Origin of the sequence: Proteiniphilum sp., assembly GCF_034331125.1 — a bacterium.
GTDB classification, from domain to species: Bacteria; Bacteroidota; Bacteroidia; order Bacteroidales; family Dysgonomonadaceae; genus Proteiniphilum; species Proteiniphilum saccharofermentans.
In genome coordinates, this window is the sequence record NZ_JAXQGC010000042.1 from 1 (window position 1) to 19020 (window position 19020).

A 19020-nucleotide genomic window follows, 5' to 3' on the forward strand; every position below is an offset into this window, starting at 1 on the left:
ATCCGCTTTTCGTGGTGATCAGGATCACACCCGATGCCGCACGTGTTCCATAGATAGCTCCGGCGGAAGCATCTTTCAGCACATCGATCGATAGGATATCTTCCTGTGTCAATGAACGGATATCGCCGCCCGGGAAACCATCAATGACGATTAAAGGAGATTTTCCGGCATTGATGGATGTCATACCGCGTAACTGAATGGTCGTACCTGAATTGGCACTCCCTAAATTGTTCATCACAAGGCCGCCTATCTTTCCCTGCAAGGCAGAAGTGATATCGGCACCGCCTACACCCACCATCATATCTTCACCTTTCAATGAAGTGATGGCGCTTGTTACCTGTCGCTTATCCAATGAGCCGTAACCAATGACCACCACTTCAGCCAATAGTTTCGTATCCTCCTGTAACACAATATCGAAAGAAGTTCTTCCGGCGGTATTGATTTCCTGCCCCAGATAGCCGATATAGGAGATCTGGAGTACGCCCCCGCTCTCTATCGTGAGGAAAAAACGTCCGTCGGTATCGGTTACGGTACCGTTTGCAGTACCTTTCTCTATCACGTTGGCACCGATAACAGGTTCACCGTTCACATCCGTCACGGTTCCAGACACCTGCCTTTTTTGCTGTTGCACACCAAAAGAAGTTTGCGATTCGGGAACATAATTACCGGCAAAACCGTTGACTGTGCCCAATAATACAAAAACAGAAATAAACTGGATGGTAAGGGATAACCCTACCCTGCCCCATTGGGGCAATTGGATGATTTTCATTGTTTTATTCATGCGATTAAAATTAAATCCGTACAAGGATATGTTGTATCCTTACAGGCCGACAGTGAACCTGATCCGTTACGAACGGCAAATGCTTGTCGGCGTTTATTGAAAAATGAATGCTCAAGTTTCACAGGTCTTTTCGTTTCCCAACCCTATTTCATTTCCACAGGCGAACGGACAACTTGCGAAACTTGCATTCAACAGGTATTTCCGGCGAAAACCGGCTAAGAGAGGAGTGAGTTTTCAGGTAACTGAAACCCGGTGCGGTAACGGGCAATCGTACTGGCGAAGTATAGATATTCTATTGATAAAGGAATAAGATTGCGAAAGTCAGGCATCTGAAATCTTATTCGATAAACTCTGATGTATATGCGGGGATATAAAAAAGAGGCGCGGACGATTGTCGTTATTCCTATCACCAGGCTCCGCAAGGGCCTTCGTCAGAGAATAAAACAATGTCCACGCCCTTATTGCTAAGGGCGCTTCCATTCTTTGGTCTCTGACTTTGAATTTTGCGGATTCGGTGAAAAGACCAAAAAAGCGCTATATTACTTCGTACCGTAGTTTTACGACACAAAGATAATAATTCGTTTTAAATTTCGTTATGGTCCCATAGCGTTTTATTTTTAAATAAATTCACTTATTGTTTGTTAAACGTTCAAAGTAAGGAAGATTTTATAAAATATCTGTTACGAAGTTTATTGGTATTTATCAATTTCACATTAATAGTTATCAATGTGTTCCGTTTTTTGCATATATTTGCAGTAATAAAATAACTTTCAAAGACATATGGAAACAAAAGAACAAACAGTAAAAAACACCCACCACGGGCATGCCGTCAAACGTTTCCGGCGTACACTGGGAAAAAAACAGGAAGCCCTGGCTGCCGACATGGGAATCAGTCAGGCTCTTGTGTCTTATTATGAAAATAAAAAAGTTATCGAAGATGATATGGTCGAAAAATTTGCCAAAGCGTTGAACGTAGCCCCTGAATTGATCAAGGAATTGGAAGAAGACCCGGTAACGGTGATTATCGAGAATAATAGCATAGAGAATAATCACGGCAGAGGATATGTAGCTATTGATAATAGTACAAACCATTACAACCCCGTTGAGAAGATTGTCGAACTTTTTGAAAAGTTATTGGAAAAGGAGCAAGCAAAGATCGAATTACTGGAGAAGCTGTTAGACGACAAAAAAAGAGGGTAACACAGTGAGATTACAAATGAAAATTTTGCTGGCACGTATAACCCAGTTGAACAAATTCTCGAACTGAGTAAGGAAAAAACAGCCCTGTACGAACGGATGCTCGAACTGGAGAAAGAAAAAACCGCTCTTCTGGAACAATTATTAAAGGACAAGAAATAAGATTCCCGTTTCTTCCTTTCCACATTCCACTGGGGGTACATAAACAGAAGTAAAGTCTACTTAAAAAGCTCTATGGACTTTTACACAAAACAAGAATTATGTAGAATATGGAGCAACACGGGGAAATAATACTTTATCAGCCCGACGAAACAGTCAGACTGGAAGTCCGGTTGGAAGATAAAACGGTATGGCTTACCCAGGCACAAATTGCTGAATTGTTTGGAACAAAGAGACCGGCCATAACTAAACATCTTGGCAATATATATAAAAGCGGGGAATTAGATGAAGAAAGCACATGTTCCATTTTGGAACATATGGGTAATGATGGAAAACAAAAGTATATAACCAAGTTCTATAATCTTGATGCCATACTGTCCATTGGATATCGTGTTAATAGTAAAAATGCAACCTTATTTCGGAGATGGTCTACTTCTATCTTGAAAGAGTATATGTTTAAAGGCTATGCCATTAATCAACGTATAGAAAAACTGGAAAAGACCGTTTGCGAACATGAAGAAAAGATCGATTTCTTTGTCCGGACTTCGTTACCTCCGGTGGAAGGTATTTTCTTTAATGGGCAAATATTCGATGCTTATGTATTCGCTACCAACTTGATCAAATCAGCAAAAAAATCATTAATCCTAATTGACAACTATGTTGATGAAAGTGTACTCTTGATGTTGGCCAAAAGAAATCCAGGCGTGAATGCTGCCATTTACACAGGAAATTGTAACCGTCAATTACAACTGGATCTGGAACGGCTCAATAACCAATATCCGGAAATAATCATCCGGGAATATAAGCTCTTTCATGACCGGTTCCTTATTATTGATAGCCAGGTTTATCATATTGGTGCATCCCTGAAGGATCTGGGAAAAAAGTTATTTGCTTTTTCTATACTGGATATCGATGCCGGGGTAATAATTCCCAATTACAATATTTAGGTGGTATTTAGCCGGAACCCAATCGAACAAATTCTCGAACTGAGTAAGGAAAAAATAGCCCTCTATGAACGGATGCTCGAATTGGAGAAAGAAAAAAGCGCTCTTCTGGAGCAGTTGTTGAAGGAGAAGAAATAAAATTCCGCACGTTAAGCGTCATTTTCTCACAAAAATGATACCGTTGTAGATTTTCAAAAATTATGAGGCAAACATTGCTAATTTTTACAATAGTTTTTTTATCAACTTTTGTTAGTTGTGGACAAAGCAACCAACAAAGTACGCAAGAAGTACTACCTACCTTTGAAAATGACACTTCTGACAAAAAAAATATAGACCAAAAAGAAGTGATAATTACATTGAAAGATGAAGTGCTGGGTAGCTTACATGTAGATATAGGTCCATTCCAGGAATATCATCATACATTGTACTTAATTTTTTGCGAAGCCCAAACATACGCTTTTCGGCTGTGTCTACTAATTGAGAAAAAGTAGTAACATATACGCTACCTTCTTTATTATCTCCTACAGATGAATGACGTTGGAGAGTGTTTGCAAAAGTATCACCTACAACAAAGGTATTAAATGAAGATGCTTTAATACCTAATGCCATTAATTCTTCAATATAGTTTTGAGCTTGGTTTCTCTCGTCCTTTTTTATCTGAAAACCACCACGTTTAAGTTCAATAATTAATACCTTATTGACTACAACCAGGTCTGTTTCTCGTGAAAAGTCTTCTGTACCTGTAATTGAAACTGTTGATTCGTCTGCTAAAATAACTATATCAGGTCTTTTTTGTAAATTTACCCCATGATTTTCTTTAATTTTACCATTGAACAAAATCTTAACTACAGTTTGTAATTGTCTATTGGAAGTATTGTAATCAGTAACTTCGCATGTACAATTTTCGGCAAGATTGAATGTACAGAAATTGGCAATATGCAATGTACATAAAAAGGGTTAAAGAAGAGTCTTCATATATTTGTAATTCACGAAAATACAAACACTATGAAGACTCAGATACATGACCTTAGAAAGGTACGTATGTGGTACGAAGTTAAAGAACTTTCCAGTAATCCGGGCAATTCGGATAGTAAAATTGCAAAAAAGTTGGGTGTTGATCGCAGAACTGTTTCCAGGTACAAGAAGATGAGTGAAGAAGAGTTTCATGAGTTTTCAATGAAACAACGTGTATACGAACTTGTTCTGTCGCCATATTACCCGGACGTTCTTTCCTTATTGAGTATAGACAATGGTTTGCCGGCGGCAGTGATAGAAGAAACTCACACATATACGCGCATATCAGCCGCAAGCTTTAAGGTTTCTTGCGGCTGAACTTATTTACGATAAACGGAGTGCTTATCTAAATGAACTACAAAAACCTTTGTCAAGAACAGCCTGAATATCGTTCTCTCGAAAACCATCTTACCGCCTATCCGGAAATACGAAATCTGTCCGCTATATCGCCACTCTTGTAATGTTCGACGACTTACTTTTAATCCCACTGATAATTCTTTGTCAGTAAGGTAGAATTCGTTATTCAGTGGTCGTCTCATCGTGCTTTTTCTTATTTCAGATAAAGTACTACTTAACGTCTCAATGGTTTTCATCAATGAATTTACCCGTTCGTCTGATTGATCCATCCTAGTATGTTTCATAAAGCTGTTAATTGCATAGGCTATTTTACCTGTTTCGCGTAATGTTTGCAATGTCCGCTTGGTGACACCCAAGATTTCACAAACCTCCTGACCATCCAGCCATTGTTCTAAGATAGCATCTTTCTCATTGTTGCGTATCTTGTTGGCTTCATCCGCTAATTTATTTAGTTTCTCGAGCAGCGAATCAAATAAAGCTGCGTCTATCATTATAAATTCCATATTATTCTTTGTTTTATGTGTTGTAAAGAGGTATTCAAGACCTGACACTACTAACACGAGTTATTTCTCCTGATTTAATTCAAGCCGACTTAAATATGCTTGCTATGTCCAGCACAACATATAGTCTTCTTCATCGGTCCCTGATTCTATGTGCTTTTCCCATAGCTCCACTCCGCCGGAGGATATGCCCTGCGCAGCATTACACAATTGACAATTCCGTACTATCTACGAAATTACGATTGGTTGTAGTAGCCAGCTTAATGTGCGGAAGATGAGTAAATCAGTGGAAAAGAATTTGATAAAAAATCCGGTTTGTTTTGGCAGTCTAAATATTTTGAGTAAATTTGCTCGAAATATTGAGTAAATTATTTTAAGATGTACGAACGTCCTTATTTGAAACAGGTTAAATCAAGAATAGAAGAGCCAAGAAAGTTCATTCAGGTAATTCTTGGGCCTCGCCAGGTAGGTAAAACTACTATGGTAAATCAATTGCTGTCTCAATTATCCATATCATATGTATATGAGTCGGCTGATGCTATCGCGGCAACTAACTCGGCATGGCTGATGCAAGCATGGGAGACGGCCAGACTAAAAATGAAAGCCTCCGGTGCTTCGGAATACCTTCTTGTGATTGACGAGATACAAAAGATTGATAACTGGAGTGAGTTTGTCAAACAGCAATGGGATAAGGATACCCGCGAGAATGTAAATATCAAAGTTATCCTGCTAGGTTCTTCACGCCTACTTATTCAGAAAGGTTTAACGGAATCGCTGGCCGGACGTTTCGAGACGTTTTATCTTGGACATTGGTCGCTCGCTGAAATGCAGGATGCTTTTGACTGGTCTATTGAACAGTATATTTATTTCGGCGGATATCCGGGCTCTGCTTCATTAATTGAAGATGAAGAGCGTTGGAAAAACTACATAAAAGATTCCCTTATAGAGACCAGTATTTCAAAAGATATTTTGATGTTGACTCGTGTCGACAAACCGGCATTATTGAAGCGACTATTTGAACTTGGCTGCCTATATTCAGGGCAAATTCTTTCATATACCAAAATCATAGGACAGCTACAGGATGCAGGGAATACGACGACTTTGGCGAATTACCTCAAGTTGTTATCTGATTGTGGCTTGTTAGGAGGATTGGAGAAATATGCAGGAAGTGTAATCCGGCAACGATCTTCCAGCCCGAAGTTTCAAGTATATAATAACGCATTGCTAACATCGCAAGATGACGAAACCTATTCGACAGCCATTGTAAACCCAAAACTGTGGGGCAGGTTGGTTGAATCATCCGTTGGTGCTCATTTACTGAATCATTCGATTTCTGAAAGGTATGATTTCTATTACTGGCGAGAAGGTAATAATGAAGTAGACTTTATACTTAAAAAAGGAGATAAGGTAATTGGATTGGAAGTAAAAAGTGGAGCCAATGCAGATAATGCAGGGATGGGGATATTTAATGAGAGATTTCATCCTGATAAAATGTTATTGGTCGGTACAGGGGGAGTTCCTTATGAGGATTTCTTAAAGATTAATCCCAAGGAATTATTCTAATTAAAATTAAACATAGTATATAACTCACATCTGATATATCGAACATTTATGGAAGTAGCCAGATTGAAAATTCAAAATTTTCGTGGAATTCAAAATTCTGAATTATTTTTCAATAATCATACAGTTTGTTTATTTCACCCCAAAAGTATACCGGTATTTCAATCCAAAAGTATACCATTTTAAATTAATCTCCAAGTCTGTTTCCCTGTTGTTGGCGTTACCGCCAACAACAGGGAAACAGGCGTTCTTATTCTGACTGTTATTTTCATTTTTCATTCATCATTTTTTTAGTTTCCTTTAATCTGTACGATTCACCATTCATATTTACAAGATGTGCTTTGTGGGTTAGCCTGTCTACAAGAGCAGCTGTAAGTACAGGGTCTCCAAAGATCTCTTCCCACCGGTCAAAGCCAAGGTTTGTTGTTATGATGGTTGATTTTCTTCCTGCTCTTAAAGAGAGGTGATTAAACAGCAACTCTGCTCCCTGCTTATCGAAAGATACATATCCAAACTCATCACATATTACCAGATCATACTTTTCAAATTGATTTTCAACCTGTTTTAAAGTCTTTTGGGACTGCGATTCACGCAATTGAGTCAGTAGCCTGTGTACGGTTGTAAACAATACTTTGTATCCCTGCATACAGGCTTTAAGTCCAATCCCTATCGCTATGTGTGTTTTGCCTGTACCCGGGTTACCGGATAGTATCACATTTTGTGATGATGCTATAAAATCCAGTCTTTCAAGCAGAGGCAGTTTTTCCTTTGCACCCTGTGGCAATTGATCTCGCTCAAGGTTAGTCAGATACATTTTGGAAGGGAACCTGGCATTCCTTATCTGAGCTTTTTTACGGTTCTCCTGCTTAACTTCCCACTCACGTTCCATGAGTCTTAGAAGGTACTCTTCATAATCGATCCTCTCTTTAGCAGCCTCTGCTGCAAGCACTTTGTAATCTCGTCTGAAAACAGGCAGTCTGAGAGCTTTGCTATATTCTGCTATTTGCTGATTTATATTGTCCATTGTTGTTTGTTTGATGCATTAATTGGGTAATCCAGGTTAGTTGTTCTTTAGCTTTAATGGCTATATTATCTGTGGTCTCTGTTATTGGTGTTACAGGATGCTTGTTACCAATAAGAGCTAGCAGCCTCTCGACAGTAACATTGTCACCACAGGTGCCAAGTAATCGCTTTACTGATTCTTCCAGCTTCTCTTCACTAACCATCTGTTCACGGCAGTAAGATAACAGTTCAATAAACTCACGAGGCTCATCCTGGAAGAAGTTGAGATAAAGATCTCTCAGATAATTATTGTCTGCCAGAGCCTTGCTTCCGGCAATAGCTCCCGGCTTTTTCTTGAATGTGCCAAGGTAATGTTCTATATCAATTACCCAGTCATGAGGCTTGTAGCTACGGGAATGAATGGCAACCCGTTTATTTTCAAAGAAGATATATACCTCTCTGCTTCTGATGCTCACATCAACAAACAGGCCTACCAGATGATCGGGTACAGAGTAACGGTTGCCCTGATGGCTGACGGTTGCATATTTATCTGCTCTTAGCTGGATCTGTTCACTGCAAATCATCACTGATACCGGATGTTTGCCCAGAACTCTTCTCTCTTCCTCCAGAAGCATATTGGCACTCTTGCCCGTACCCTGCTGTTTAACCCCGTTAAGCCTCTCTAAAGTGGAATCAAGCCACCGTTGAGCTTCATGGGCAGAGTTAAAATCATCTTTGGGAGCAAAGGCTTTACGGCGCACGTACTCCACGCTGCGCTCTACGTGACCTTTCTCATTCCCGCGATAGAAGTTGGTAAAGCGGTGAGTAAACTGATAATGACCTCTAAGCTCCAGTAAAGCGCGAGTGGGCTCTTTCTCATGATTACCTGCAAACCTTGCTACTGCAACCCGCATATTATCATAAACCATCTCACGGTATACACCGCCAATCTTCTCAAAGAAGCGTGTATGAGCTTCCATAAACGCGAGTGTATCCTGACGGTTATAGATAAAAGCATACCGCCAGTTACTGTAGGCACTGGTGAAAACAGCAAGTTGTAAGCTTGTGCGTTTACCACCAATCAAAAGTTTAATCTCACCCCAGTCAAATTCACATATATCACCAGGTGCATAAGCCTGACGGATATATGCCTCTTTAGATGACTGCTGCTTCTCTTTAAGCCTTATGTAGTTGCACAGCGTGGTGTATCCTACATCAAAACCATGGTCAAGCAGTGCATCATGGATGTCTTTCTTTTTCATCAGCTGCTTTTGCAATCCCTGCTCAAGCTTCTCTTTGTTTTTAGATAGCAGTTTATCTATGAACTCTTGCACATCGTTTGTCAGCTTTAGTTTACCGCGGGGTACAGTCATCTTATAGACCGGATTGCCGGATAAAAATAATGCACCGGCTGTCTCTTTGCAATCAGAGGATTCTAAAGTTGCTTCATACTCCTGAATGTACTTATTGACAGTCTTACGACTGATCTGCAGTTCGCGGGCTATGGTACGCTGGCTTTTACCATCACGATAGCTGCTAATAATGATTTCCTGTTTTGTATACATACTTATCATTTGTTAAGAACGGATAAAATCCATTCATAGTTGTAAGTGGTATACTTTTAAATTGAAATGTGGGGTACTTTTTAATTAATATATACATTTGGGGTGTTCCAGCGGTTTTTCTTCTATCAGGGTGATCCCGTTTGTTTTCTCCTTATCGGCTACAGGACCACGGTGAAAGGAAAAAGAATGTTCTTCCCCTTTCACGGGCATGAGTGAAAACTTTTTTAAATGCTCAATTGCTTCAATGAACGGGCATTTTTCCAGTTTCATCACCAGATCGATGATGCTTCCTCCCTCATTGCTGCCAAAATCAAACCATAGATTCCGGTTGTAATCGACTTTAAGGCTCGGCGTATCCTCATCCCTGAACGGGCTTCTATACATCCCGTAACCGGAATATTCCTTTGCCGGATGAATTCCCCTACTTTTCAGGTAATCCTTTATAGGTATGGTTTTTATTTGTCCGTCTGTCATAATTTTGAATTTTTTTGTAACTTTTTGGGGTTTATCTTACTACACGATGTATTTACCTGCAAGTGTTTGACAATGAAAGGAAAAAATGTTGTAATACCTGCTTTTGTAGTAACTACTACATTTATTTGGGTTTGTAGTGAGGTAGTAAGTATGTCGTAACGATACTTTTTTGTCCTACTACTGTGTAATCCTTTTTCTTTCATTGGATTATATACTCCTGTAGTAATGTAGTAACTACATTTCATTGTAGAATGGGGATATAAACGGGTTGGGCGTGATTTTACGGATATGGTACACGTACATGGGGCTTCCGCCCACACGCCTCGATTTCCGTTCAAATCCCGCTTTCTTCAATGCTTCACCCATCCGTTTTTCCTGTAGGTTCAGGTTTGTATAAACCCGTAAATGGGTGAGGATTTCGGATGTGGTCATAAATGATTCCGTTCCCTCTTCCGGCTTTTCAAAGCCTTTGAGCAACATTTCATACTCTGCCGTCTGCACGTGGAACGCTTCGTTTTCACGGTGCAGTTCTGCTATTTCCGCTTCATTGAACCAGTACCGGTAACCGTTTTCCCAATACCATACCGCTTCAGCGTAAACCCTGTCCATATCCACCCGCCTGGCGGCTTCCAGATCAATACTCACCACCTCGAAAGGCAGGAAACGGCGGCTTCCGGTAGGATCAGTCAGGAAATCGTTCCCGTTTACCGATGCCATAAAACTTGCCAGGTGCGGATACTCTTCGATATAGACATCGTAGGGACGGCGGTATTTCACGCGCGGAGCTGTAATCAGATTTTTCAGCTCGTTCTCGTCCCGCTTGTTGAGCGCTTTCAACTGGTCATCAATGTTGATAAAAAGGTACTCAGCAATCAGCGTTTGTACGTCTTTGTTTTGCGGATCGATTTTTCCTGTAAAGAGGTAACTTTTCAGGCTTCCGGGACAAAGCAAATCTAAAAACGTGGTTTTGAATTTCCCCTGCTCACCGGTCAACACTAAACAGGTATGATTCCGGCACGAAAAATCATCCATAGCATTTGCGACGACCGATACTAACCATTTGGAGAGGTACATTTGCCATTTCTCCGGATTCCGCACGGTAACGCATCGGGCAAGCCGGCTTATTTCGGAACCATCTTCTTCGTGAAACTCCGGCAGGGAATGAAAATATTCCTGAACGGGATTGACCTTCGGGCAGAAATCGCTTTCCAAAATCGCCCGGATGTTCTCTCCGGAAGTAATGATTCCTTGCGCCGCATCCAACAGCCGGCGCATGGAATTGATATCGAACTTCGTGAGAGAAGAGAACGGGTGACCTGTTTCCCGTTTCCGGAACTCGGTACGGCTCTTCACAGTATTGAACCGGAAGTCGTACCGTTCCCGAAGAAAAGTTTCAATGCGTTCATTCTTGGATTGCTTACCATCGATAGTATCCTTTTTCTTCTTATTCATCGTGCAACAAATAATTGTTATCGACGGGTGTTTCCCGTGCGTACACTGGCTTGCAATTCAGCGGCAATTTCATGGATGGTCCTTTTTCGACCTTTTTCAATCCATGCTAATAACTCATCTTCGAAAAAATAGAGTTTCTTACCGTTTTTATAACAAGGGAGTAATCTTTTGCGAACAAGCGCATAAACGGTTGGTTTGGCCTTACCGATAATTTTGCATGCATCGTCAATTCCAATAGGAAGGCGTTTTGATGGAATAACGGGAGTTCTCGTTTTTTCAACCAATGATTTGATTTCAGCAATTTCGCTCATCAAATGAGATACTGCTTTTGGCAGATTTTCAAAAGAAATTTCATTTACATTCATAACTATCTTTTTTAATTGTTACGGTGCAAATGAAAAAAGTGTTTTCCTTGTGTTACGAAACACAGGGAAAACACTTCAAAAACACTGTGGGTAATGGTATTTAATGGTTAGTTATGTTCCTGCAAATTCTCCTGAATTTTAATAATTCCTTTCAATTCATCATCTTTCAGATGCCTTTTAATTGTTTCAGGTTCAACATCTCTCAAATGGTCGGCAAATATTTTCTTGAGAAAAATGGCTATTTCATCTTGTTTGCTTACAGTGAAATGCTTCCAGATATTCCAGCCGAAATGAAAAATATCAATGGTAGTAAGTCCTTTTACTCTTACCGGTTGAATAGTTATCTTCTCATAAGACGTCCCTTCCGAATAGAACTCAATGTATTTGCATAACCTGTTCATATCAGTATCTAAAATATATGGAGCGAATATTCTTTGTGAGTAGAGGATTGCAATATTCAGTTTTTCTGCTTTTTGCCGGTCTACCTGTTTTTGTTTCTCGGCACGTATTTCATGTAAAGAAAGAGATTTGGCTATAGCCTGCTGTTCCTTTGATTTCTTTGATTTTGAAAAAAATAGTTTGGATGTTTTTTCTAAAAGTCCCTGAATAGCGAGTGTAAGAATACAGTAGATAACTACTCCCAATCCCACAACCATCCAAAAGACAATATTGGCAGTAAATTCATCGGCTCCCATTTCGATTGCGACAATTCTCACAAGTGCAGCAATAGCGATACATCCAATAACTACTGACAGGTAGATTATAATATATTCAAGGTATTTACTTTTCATCCAATATACTCCTCAAATTATTATTAATTTCTCTCCGCCTAAATGTGGGTTTTGAAAACCCACTAATTTGTGTCGACAATGTTGACACAGCTCAGACATCACTACTAATTGTTTTTATTTATCAGATTAACAACCACTTTCACCATTACGTCTTTCTCTTCCGTTCGGCTCTCTGCAATCATAAGAGTAAGAGCTACTAATGTGTTGTTTTCAATGAGTTTTGTACCATCGGCTTTATAAAGAATACCGTTCTTCTCCAGGAACCAAAGAAAGAGAAATGCGGCAATCCGTTTATTTCCATCGCTAAAAGAATGATTTTTCGTTACCAAATAGAGTAACATGGCCGCTTTTTCTTCCACGCTCGGATAGAGGTCTTGTCCGTCAAATGTTTGGTAAATTGTACTAATAGAACTTTTGAATGATTCATCTTTCTCGTTTCCAAACAAATCACTTCCGCCAAACTTGTTTTTCAGGTTCATGATTACTTCCATCGCAATTTCATATGTTGCATGAAATTTATCTCCTTTAGTAGTCCGTTCAACAGTTAATTGTTGATAATCGTATTTATCCAAAGTATCAAGTGCATAAGTATAATCGGTGATTACCCGTAACAATCCGGTTGCTTCATCACTCGACAACTCTTGTTTGTTTTCAATAACGTTGGCCAACAGCTTTACGGTTTGTTTTAGTTCCTCGTATTGCTTAGATTTAATTTTTTCACTAACAGCATAACCTTTAATAAGATATTCTTTTAATACTTTGTTTGCCCAGCCACGAAATCGTATACCTTGTTTAGATTTTACCCGATAACCAACAGATAAAATCATATCCAAATTATAGTGTTCCACCTGATAAGTTTTACCATCTGCGGCAGTTGTCGCAAAATTTGCGACAACTGAAAATCCGTCCAATTCTTCCCTTAGTGCATTATTTATATGCTTCCCTATCGTCTTTATGTTTCTATTAAAAAGTTCAGACATTTGTTGGCGGTTAAGCCAAACAGTTTCATCCTCCAATCTAACGTCAAGATTTGCCGTTCCGTCTGGTGCTTGATAAATAACGATTTGGCTATCGCCGATTTTCAATTCTTCTCTATCCATAATTTAGAATTATTTCGTGGGGACATTGCCACCACTATTATTTTAAACTTATTTTATTAGCTGATTCCCGCTTTTTGGCGTTTACCAAATCGGCATATATCTGTGTCGTTGAAACGTTTTTGTGAGTAAGCATTTTACTTACCGTGTATATATCGGTTCCCAATGCAATCTGCAAAGTGGCAAACGTATGGCGGAAGCAATGAAAGGTAATGTGCTTTGTAATACCTGCATCTTCTACCCAATTTTTCAGCGGTTGGAAAACCATAAATCTCTTTAAGCCTTTGAAAACTTTTCCCTCGCTTCGTTCTCCACATAATTTCAAAGCTTCATCGCTTATGGGTAATGTGGTTTCCGTCTCGGTTTTCTCTGTTCTTAACCGCAAGCAATAACCACCTTCAGAAGCGGGAACAATATTTTTCCATTCCAGATTTAAAATATCACTGATACGCAATCCAGTGAGGCAAGAAAATAATGATGCCTCCTTTAGAAAAGGAATCTTACACGGAGTTTCGACCAACTTCTTCACTTCCTCTAAAGTGAGATATTCTATTTTCACATCGGTCGTATCAATAGATTCAAGGAAGTCATTGAGATTTTCGCTGAAAAACTTTTCTTTGTACGCTATTTTTAAAAGCGCTCGGAAAGTTGAGAAATATCCGGAAGCCGAATTTTGAGAGATCTTCTTGTTTTTACGCTTCAAATGATGAGCATTAAGAAGATAATCCCTGAATTTATTACAAAGTTCCACCGTGACATCCCCGAAAGAACATTTACCATTCACAAATTTATTAAAGTGCAGATATACTTTCATCCATTTCTGGTCTTTTTTCTGAGCCTTCATTTTAAAGTAAGATAGAAAATCCACTTTTTTCTTGTTTTTATCAAGAAAACCAAACTCTTCATTAATCAAAGACTGTACTCTCAATCCACGAATAACTTCGCCCTTCATTATCATTTCCTGATTGAACTCCCGCTCCATTTCATTTTTCGGTTTGGCATAAATATAAATGCCTAATGATTCCCGACGTGTCATGCGCATTGTAAAAGGATCACGTATTGGCGGATAGAAGTCGAGATACAAACTTTCTTTCGCACCCGACACAACTCTTTTTCTCAATGTTACTTTTGGTATAGTTGCCATAGTTATTCGATGATTTGCATTTCAAATAATTTGTCCAATTCCGGTTTTGATATTTTGATGTATCTTCCCTCTTTTATTTTGGAAATATTATGATACTTAATGTAATGGTATAATGCGTCACGAGTTAAGTCATATTTTTGTATAGCCTCTTCAACGCTGTAATATTCCGGCTTTACATATCCTTTTGCTGTATCAAAGTGAGTTTGTGAATAAAAGACATTACGCCCTTCCTTTTTCTTCGGGATATTGTTTTCGGAAACAAAAGAATAAATAGCTGCTTTAGTTAGTTTGTATTTTTCCTGTAACTGCTCTACACTATACCAACTTTCAATTTCGAGTGAACTATGACCGTTTTTACTTTCGAAATAACGGTCAATATGTTTTTTACTAAAATAAGACTTTCCTCTACTCAAGGTTTTCGGGATATTATTCTCTCTTGCAACTTTGTAAATCCAGGACTCCTTCACATTAAACTTATCCTTTATTTCCGAAATGGTATAAAAGTCAGTCATGAGTTTCTGTCCTTTTGTTGGTCGAGCTCTATATGGTTCCGGATCATCGAATAACGCGTCTATATCCTCTCGGCGAATAAAAGTTTTCCCGTTGGTTTGAAAAGCAGACAATATACCACTATGCAAATAACGATAAATTGTCGTCCGGCCAACGCTTAACAGAAATGCTGTTTCGGAAACGGTAAGAAACTCTTTGTTCTTTATTACTTCATATTTCTCACTTATTTGCTCAATTCGATGCATGGTTCGATATCCGATTGCATTCAGGGCATATTTTTTCCCCCGTTCGTCTTTTTTTGCTTGTTTATAGGCTTTGGAATTACAGCTATGGGAACAATAACGAGTTGTCGTAGTTTTCGCTATAAACAACCGATTACACCATTCGCATTTTTTCTGAATTTCTAAATTTGAGCTCATAATTTATCCCTATTTTTGTTTCATCGAGTTTCACCTTGATTCAATGTGTTCCAATCATATACTATCTATGAATTGGAATATCGATAAAACTATTTTTTCGTATTCGCGATACAAATACGGTACAAAAATAGGCATAACATATCATATTATCAAATAATAATGATAATTTAAGAGAAAAATAAAACCGCTAATTCATAGCGGTTTATGATATTTTCTTACACTTATAAACCAATGATACACATATAGTTACTTTCCGATGCAGAACTTACTAAAAATATTTCCCAGTATCTCATCCGTCGATATCTGACCGGTGATTTCGCCGAGATGGAACATGCATTCGCGGATGTCCTGGGAAAGGAAATCGTGGGTGATGCCGATCTCCAGACCTTCTTTTACACGAAGGATAGCTTCAAATGCTTTGGTGAGGGCTTCATAATGACGCAGGTTGGTTACGATCACGTCTTCCTCGCTAATAGCAGGAATAGCGGCGGCTTTGATTAACAACTCCTGTAACCTGCCGGTATTATACTGTTGCTTTGCTGAGATAAAAAGTCGGTTATCCCCTACCCCGAGCAGGATGTCTTCTACATTTGTACGCTTATCTTGCGGTATCAGATCGGCTTTGTTGAATAACAGTATAAGATGCTTTTCTTTTGTCTTTGGCACAATAGATGTAGCCAGCGACTCGATCTTCTCCCGTGGTGTGGTCAGGTCGACTACCCACAGCACAATGGATGCCTGTTCAATTTTCCGGAATGTACGTTCGATACCCATTGTCTCAATGGTATCGGAAGTCTGGCGGATACCGGCCGTATCGATAAAACGGAATGTAACACCTCCTATGTTCATGGTGTCTTCTATCACATCACGTGTGGTGCCGTGGATATCGCTGACGATGGCTTTCTCCTCATTGAGCAACAAATTCAGCAAGGTCGACTTACCGGCATTGGTCTCGCCGATAATAGCGACCGGAATACCGCTCTTAATGGCATTTCCCAAACGGAAAGAACTAACCAGCTTTCCGATCTCCTGCTCAATCTCTTCGGTCAACAGGTAGAGTTGCTCCCGGTTAGCGAACTCCACATCCTCTTCCGAAAAATCGAGTTCCAGTTCGATCAGTGAAACAAACTGCAACAACTTATCCCGCAAATCGGACAGTTTTTTGGCAAAACCTCCCCTCATCTGGTTCATCGCCACCCTGTGCGAAGCCCGTGAGGAAGAAGCAATCAGATCGGCAACAGCCTCGGCCTGGCTCAGGTCGAACTTCCCATTCCGGAACGCGCGACGGGTGAATTCTCCCGCCTCTGCCAACCGGGCTCCGTTGGCAAGTAATAGTTCCATGATCTTCTGCTGGATATACACCGATCCGTGACAGGATATCTCGACACTCTCCTCACCCGTAAAGGAATGGGGTGCACGAAAAACGGTGACCAGTACCTCGTCCAGTACTTCATCGTCGCCCATGATCCTCCCGAAATGGACGGTATTGGCAGCAGCTTCACTTAGTTTTTTACCGGAGGGAGAATGGAATATCCGGTCGGTCAGAGAACAGCTTCCCTCGCCAGAAAGGCGGATAACTGCTATCGCTCCCATACCGGGAGGAGTAGATATTGCACAAATTATATCTTCTGTCATATGTATGCCCCGGTATGATACGGGGAACTATTTAACTATACTTCTATTGGTTCCGCCGATTCTAACGAATTCCGCTGAACGTTGTTTGTCTCATTGTCACATCAGCACATTAGTTTCATTAGTCACATTGGCGCATTAGTCATCTTAATACCTGAAACTACTTCCTCCCACAAACTCCCTAAGCAACGAAGTAGGTGGCAACTCACGATCGGTAATATAATTGAAATAACCCAGGAATTTGAGTAAGCGGTATGCTTCGGAATATTCCGGTACGGTACGCGGCACACGCTGCAGGATAGGTTCCGCATGGCGCCGGATAGCTGCCAGTTCATAGATCATGGCCGAGTTGAACATCACGTCGGCATTCTCCTGATAGGGAAAAATCCATTTATCTTCACCACGCCGGACACTATCCCAACGGGAGATAGTTTGTTCCGCCGAATAACCGCGGTAGCGGTAATCACGTACGATACGGCGGATCAGCCGGTTATCGGAAGCGGGGATCCAGTTGTGGTCGTCCAGTGAAATAGTAGTCAGCGCAGAGACATAGACCATAAACTTCTTCTCCGGAGGGATATGCTCCGTCAATTCCGGATTTAAGCCGTGGATACCCTCCACAATCAGGATACTGTTATCCTCCATTTTCAGGAAATTCTTCTTGAATTCCCGCTTACCTGTCATGAAATTATAAAACGGCAGTTCAATCTCGTCTCCTGCCATAAGCGCGAGCATATGTTGTTCGAACAACTCCAAATCGAGCGCATAAAGTGATTCGTAATCTTTCTCCCCATGTTCATCCAGAGGTGTCTGATCCCTGTTAATGAAATAGTCATCGAGGGAGATGCCCACCGGCTTCAACAGATTCACCATCAATTGCACTTCAAGCCGTTTGCGGAAGGTAGTCTTTCCCGAAGAAGAGGGTCCCGATATCAGGACGACACGCACTCCCTCCTTAAACCGGCGGGTAATCTCTTCAGCAATACCGGCAATCTGATTAGCTTGATAAGCCTCCGCCACTTGGATCACTTCGGACATACGATTTTCCTGCTTTGCCCGGTTAAGATCACCCACATTATCCAATTGACTTATTTTCAGAAATTTAATATGCTCCCGATACACATTCAGCAGTTTCTCCTGCTGTATTTCAGGTTCCAGTTCTACCGGATTTTCCCGGTTGGGTATCCGTAACAGATAACCGCCATTGTGCGGTTGAATATCGAACAGGGTAATATAACCGGTAGAGGGCGTCAGACTGCCGTAAAAATAGTCGATATATTCTTCCAGTTTCGAGTAGCGGGCATAAAGAAAATCGGACGTTTCGAGCAACCGGGCTTTATCTTCCATTCCCCGTTCACGAAACAATTTCACCACTTTAGCAGTTTCCTCTTCTACCTGCACGAAAGGGATATCCGCGTCCACGATTTCCCGCATCCTTCTACGAATAGCATCCAGTTCGGGTTTACCCACCGGCACCTCTGCCTCAATCTGGAAGTAATATCCTCTTGCTACAGCGTGTTCAATATAGGTTTCCGCATGGGGGAGGGTATCATTCACAGCCTTGGCAAGAATAAAGCAGAGCGACCGTACATAGGTCCGCATGGCCGAAGAGTGGGTCAGGTCTATAAACTCTATCGTTTTCGGCCGATATACCCGATAGGATAATGACTCTGTTTTATTATTTACTTTCGCATTTGTAATCATATAGGGCGATGTAACCCCGAAAACATCAATCAATTCTTCTAATGTTGAACCGATTTTCACCTCTTTATATACATTTGTGTTAAGACAATGCACACGTACAGTATCTGTCATATTATTATTTTTTATTTTTCACATTTATTTGTATTCAACGATTTTTTATCTATATTTAAATAATATAAGATGCGCCTCGGAAAAGTTCAACGAGTTAGATTATTTGAGTCGCCTTCACTCCTCGATTGTTAATTCTGCGTTCGGCAAAACGAGTAAACTTGTTCTACACCTCACTTAACGGAAAAACTCAAGCAAGCTTGGCATTTCTCTCGGCTTTCATTATATTTCCAGAATATAATAGG

General features: G+C 40.3%; 21 protein-coding genes. 6 read left to right on the plus strand and 15 right to left on the minus strand.

Annotated elements, in window-relative coordinates; translation table 11 throughout:
- Positions 1-769, minus strand: a 769-nt coding sequence (locus U2P89_RS10125) for a carboxypeptidase-like regulatory domain-containing protein (RefSeq protein ID WP_322191330.1), incomplete at its 3' end; no start/stop codon positions are given.
- Positions 770-884: 115 nt separating this feature from the next.
- Here U2P89_RS10125 and U2P89_RS10130 point away from each other — a divergent pair.
- The 4 genes from U2P89_RS10130 (at position 885) to U2P89_RS10145 (ending at position 3219) form a co-directional block, all read left to right on the plus strand.
- On the plus strand, positions 885-1091 hold the full coding sequence (locus U2P89_RS10130; protein WP_139233516.1) for a hypothetical protein: 207 nt from the start codon (positions 885-887) through the stop codon (positions 1089-1091).
- Positions 1092-1561: 470 nt separating this feature from the next.
- On the plus strand, positions 1562-1981 hold the full coding sequence (locus U2P89_RS10135) for a helix-turn-helix domain-containing protein (protein WP_091910187.1): 420 nt from the start codon (positions 1562-1564) through the stop codon (positions 1979-1981).
- 266 nt (positions 1982-2247) lie between these two features.
- Positions 2248-3084: a virulence RhuM family protein gene (gene rhuM / locus U2P89_RS10140; RefSeq protein WP_091910190.1), complete on the plus strand. Its 837-nt coding sequence runs from the start codon at positions 2248-2250 to the stop codon at positions 3082-3084.
- The gene (locus tag U2P89_RS10145; RefSeq protein ID WP_313382224.1) at positions 3085-3219 is read left to right on the plus strand and encodes a hypothetical protein; all 135 of its coding nucleotides are present in this window, start codon (positions 3085-3087) and stop codon (positions 3217-3219) included. It begins immediately after the preceding gene.
- 213 nt (positions 3220-3432) lie between these two features.
- On the opposite strand, the gene U2P89_RS10150 is transcribed toward U2P89_RS10145, so the two are convergent.
- Positions 3433-4023, minus strand: coding sequence for a hypothetical protein (locus U2P89_RS10150; protein WP_322191331.1), 591 nt, complete (start codon positions 4021-4023; stop codon positions 3433-3435).
- 99 nt (positions 4024-4122) lie between these two features.
- On the opposite strand from U2P89_RS10150, the gene U2P89_RS10155 reads away from it, so the two are divergent.
- Positions 4123-4413 (plus strand): helix-turn-helix domain-containing protein, encoded by a 291-nt coding sequence (locus U2P89_RS10155; RefSeq protein WP_175533595.1) that lies wholly within the window; start codon positions 4123-4125, stop codon positions 4411-4413.
- Between the two features lie 2 nt (positions 4414-4415).
- On the opposite strand, the gene U2P89_RS10160 is transcribed toward U2P89_RS10155, so the two are convergent.
- Positions 4416-4955, minus strand: a complete 540-nt coding sequence (locus U2P89_RS10160; protein WP_322191332.1) for a helix-turn-helix domain-containing protein — start codon at positions 4953-4955, stop codon at positions 4416-4418.
- 375 nt (positions 4956-5330) lie between these two features.
- Here U2P89_RS10160 and U2P89_RS10165 point away from each other — a divergent pair, with 375 nt between their 5' ends.
- Positions 5331-6515: an ATP-binding protein gene (locus U2P89_RS10165; protein ID WP_091907781.1), complete on the plus strand. Its 1185-nt coding sequence runs from the start codon at positions 5331-5333 to the stop codon at positions 6513-6515.
- Between the two features lie 129 nt (positions 6516-6644).
- On the opposite strand, the gene U2P89_RS10170 is transcribed toward U2P89_RS10165, so the two are convergent.
- The 12 genes from U2P89_RS10170 to U2P89_RS10225 form a co-directional block, all read right to left on the minus strand.
- A complete protein-coding gene (locus U2P89_RS10170) occupies positions 6645-6791 on the minus strand; it encodes a hypothetical protein (protein ID WP_322191333.1) in 147 nt (48 codons plus the stop codon).
- Positions 6781-7536 carry an IS21-like element helper ATPase IstB gene (gene istB, locus U2P89_RS10175; RefSeq protein WP_322191334.1) on the minus strand — a complete coding sequence of 252 codons (756 nt, stop codon included), beginning with the start codon at positions 7534-7536 and terminating at the stop codon, positions 6781-6783. Before istB ends, U2P89_RS10170 begins: the two co-directional genes overlap by 11 nt.
- Complete coding sequence (gene istA / locus U2P89_RS10180; RefSeq protein ID WP_322191335.1) at positions 7502-9079, minus strand: IS21 family transposase; 1578 nt, start codon at positions 9077-9079, stop codon at positions 7502-7504. The genes istB and istA overlap by 35 nt, the downstream gene beginning before the upstream one ends.
- 84 nt (positions 9080-9163) lie before the next feature.
- The gene (locus tag U2P89_RS10185) at positions 9164-9553 is read right to left on the minus strand and encodes a CHC2 zinc finger domain-containing protein (protein ID WP_322191336.1); all 390 of its coding nucleotides are present in this window, start codon (positions 9551-9553) and stop codon (positions 9164-9166) included.
- Positions 9554-9787: 234 nt separating this feature from the next.
- A complete protein-coding gene (locus U2P89_RS10190; protein ID WP_322191337.1) occupies positions 9788-11005 on the minus strand; it encodes a VapE domain-containing protein in 1218 nt (405 codons plus the stop codon).
- A gap of 17 nt (positions 11006-11022) precedes the next feature.
- Positions 11023-11370 carry a helix-turn-helix domain-containing protein gene (locus U2P89_RS10195; RefSeq protein WP_322191338.1) on the minus strand — a complete coding sequence of 116 codons (348 nt, stop codon included), beginning with the start codon at positions 11368-11370 and terminating at the stop codon, positions 11023-11025.
- Positions 11371-11477: 107 nt separating this feature from the next.
- Complete coding sequence (locus U2P89_RS10200) at positions 11478-12161, minus strand: mobilization protein (protein WP_322191339.1); 684 nt, start codon at positions 12159-12161, stop codon at positions 11478-11480.
- A gap of 104 nt (positions 12162-12265) precedes the next feature.
- Positions 12266-13261 carry a RhuM family protein gene (gene rhuM / locus U2P89_RS10205; RefSeq protein WP_322191340.1) on the minus strand — a complete coding sequence of 332 codons (996 nt, stop codon included), beginning with the start codon at positions 13259-13261 and terminating at the stop codon, positions 12266-12268.
- Positions 13262-13298: 37 nt separating this feature from the next.
- Positions 13299-14402 (minus strand): site-specific integrase, encoded by a 1104-nt coding sequence (locus U2P89_RS10210; protein WP_322191341.1) that lies wholly within the window; start codon positions 14400-14402, stop codon positions 13299-13301.
- A 2-nt stretch (positions 14403-14404) separates the two neighbouring features.
- Complete coding sequence (locus tag U2P89_RS10215) at positions 14405-15331, minus strand: helix-turn-helix domain-containing protein (protein ID WP_322191342.1); 927 nt, start codon at positions 15329-15331, stop codon at positions 14405-14407.
- A gap of 246 nt (positions 15332-15577) precedes the next feature.
- Positions 15578-16966, minus strand: coding sequence for a tRNA uridine-5-carboxymethylaminomethyl(34) synthesis GTPase MnmE (gene mnmE / locus U2P89_RS10220; protein WP_076930958.1), 1389 nt, complete (start codon positions 16964-16966; stop codon positions 15578-15580).
- Positions 16967-17110: 144 nt separating this feature from the next.
- The gene (locus U2P89_RS10225) at positions 17111-18778 is read right to left on the minus strand and encodes a nucleoside kinase (RefSeq protein ID WP_322191343.1); all 1668 of its coding nucleotides are present in this window, start codon (positions 18776-18778) and stop codon (positions 17111-17113) included.
- Positions 18779-19020: the final 242 nt, after the last annotated feature.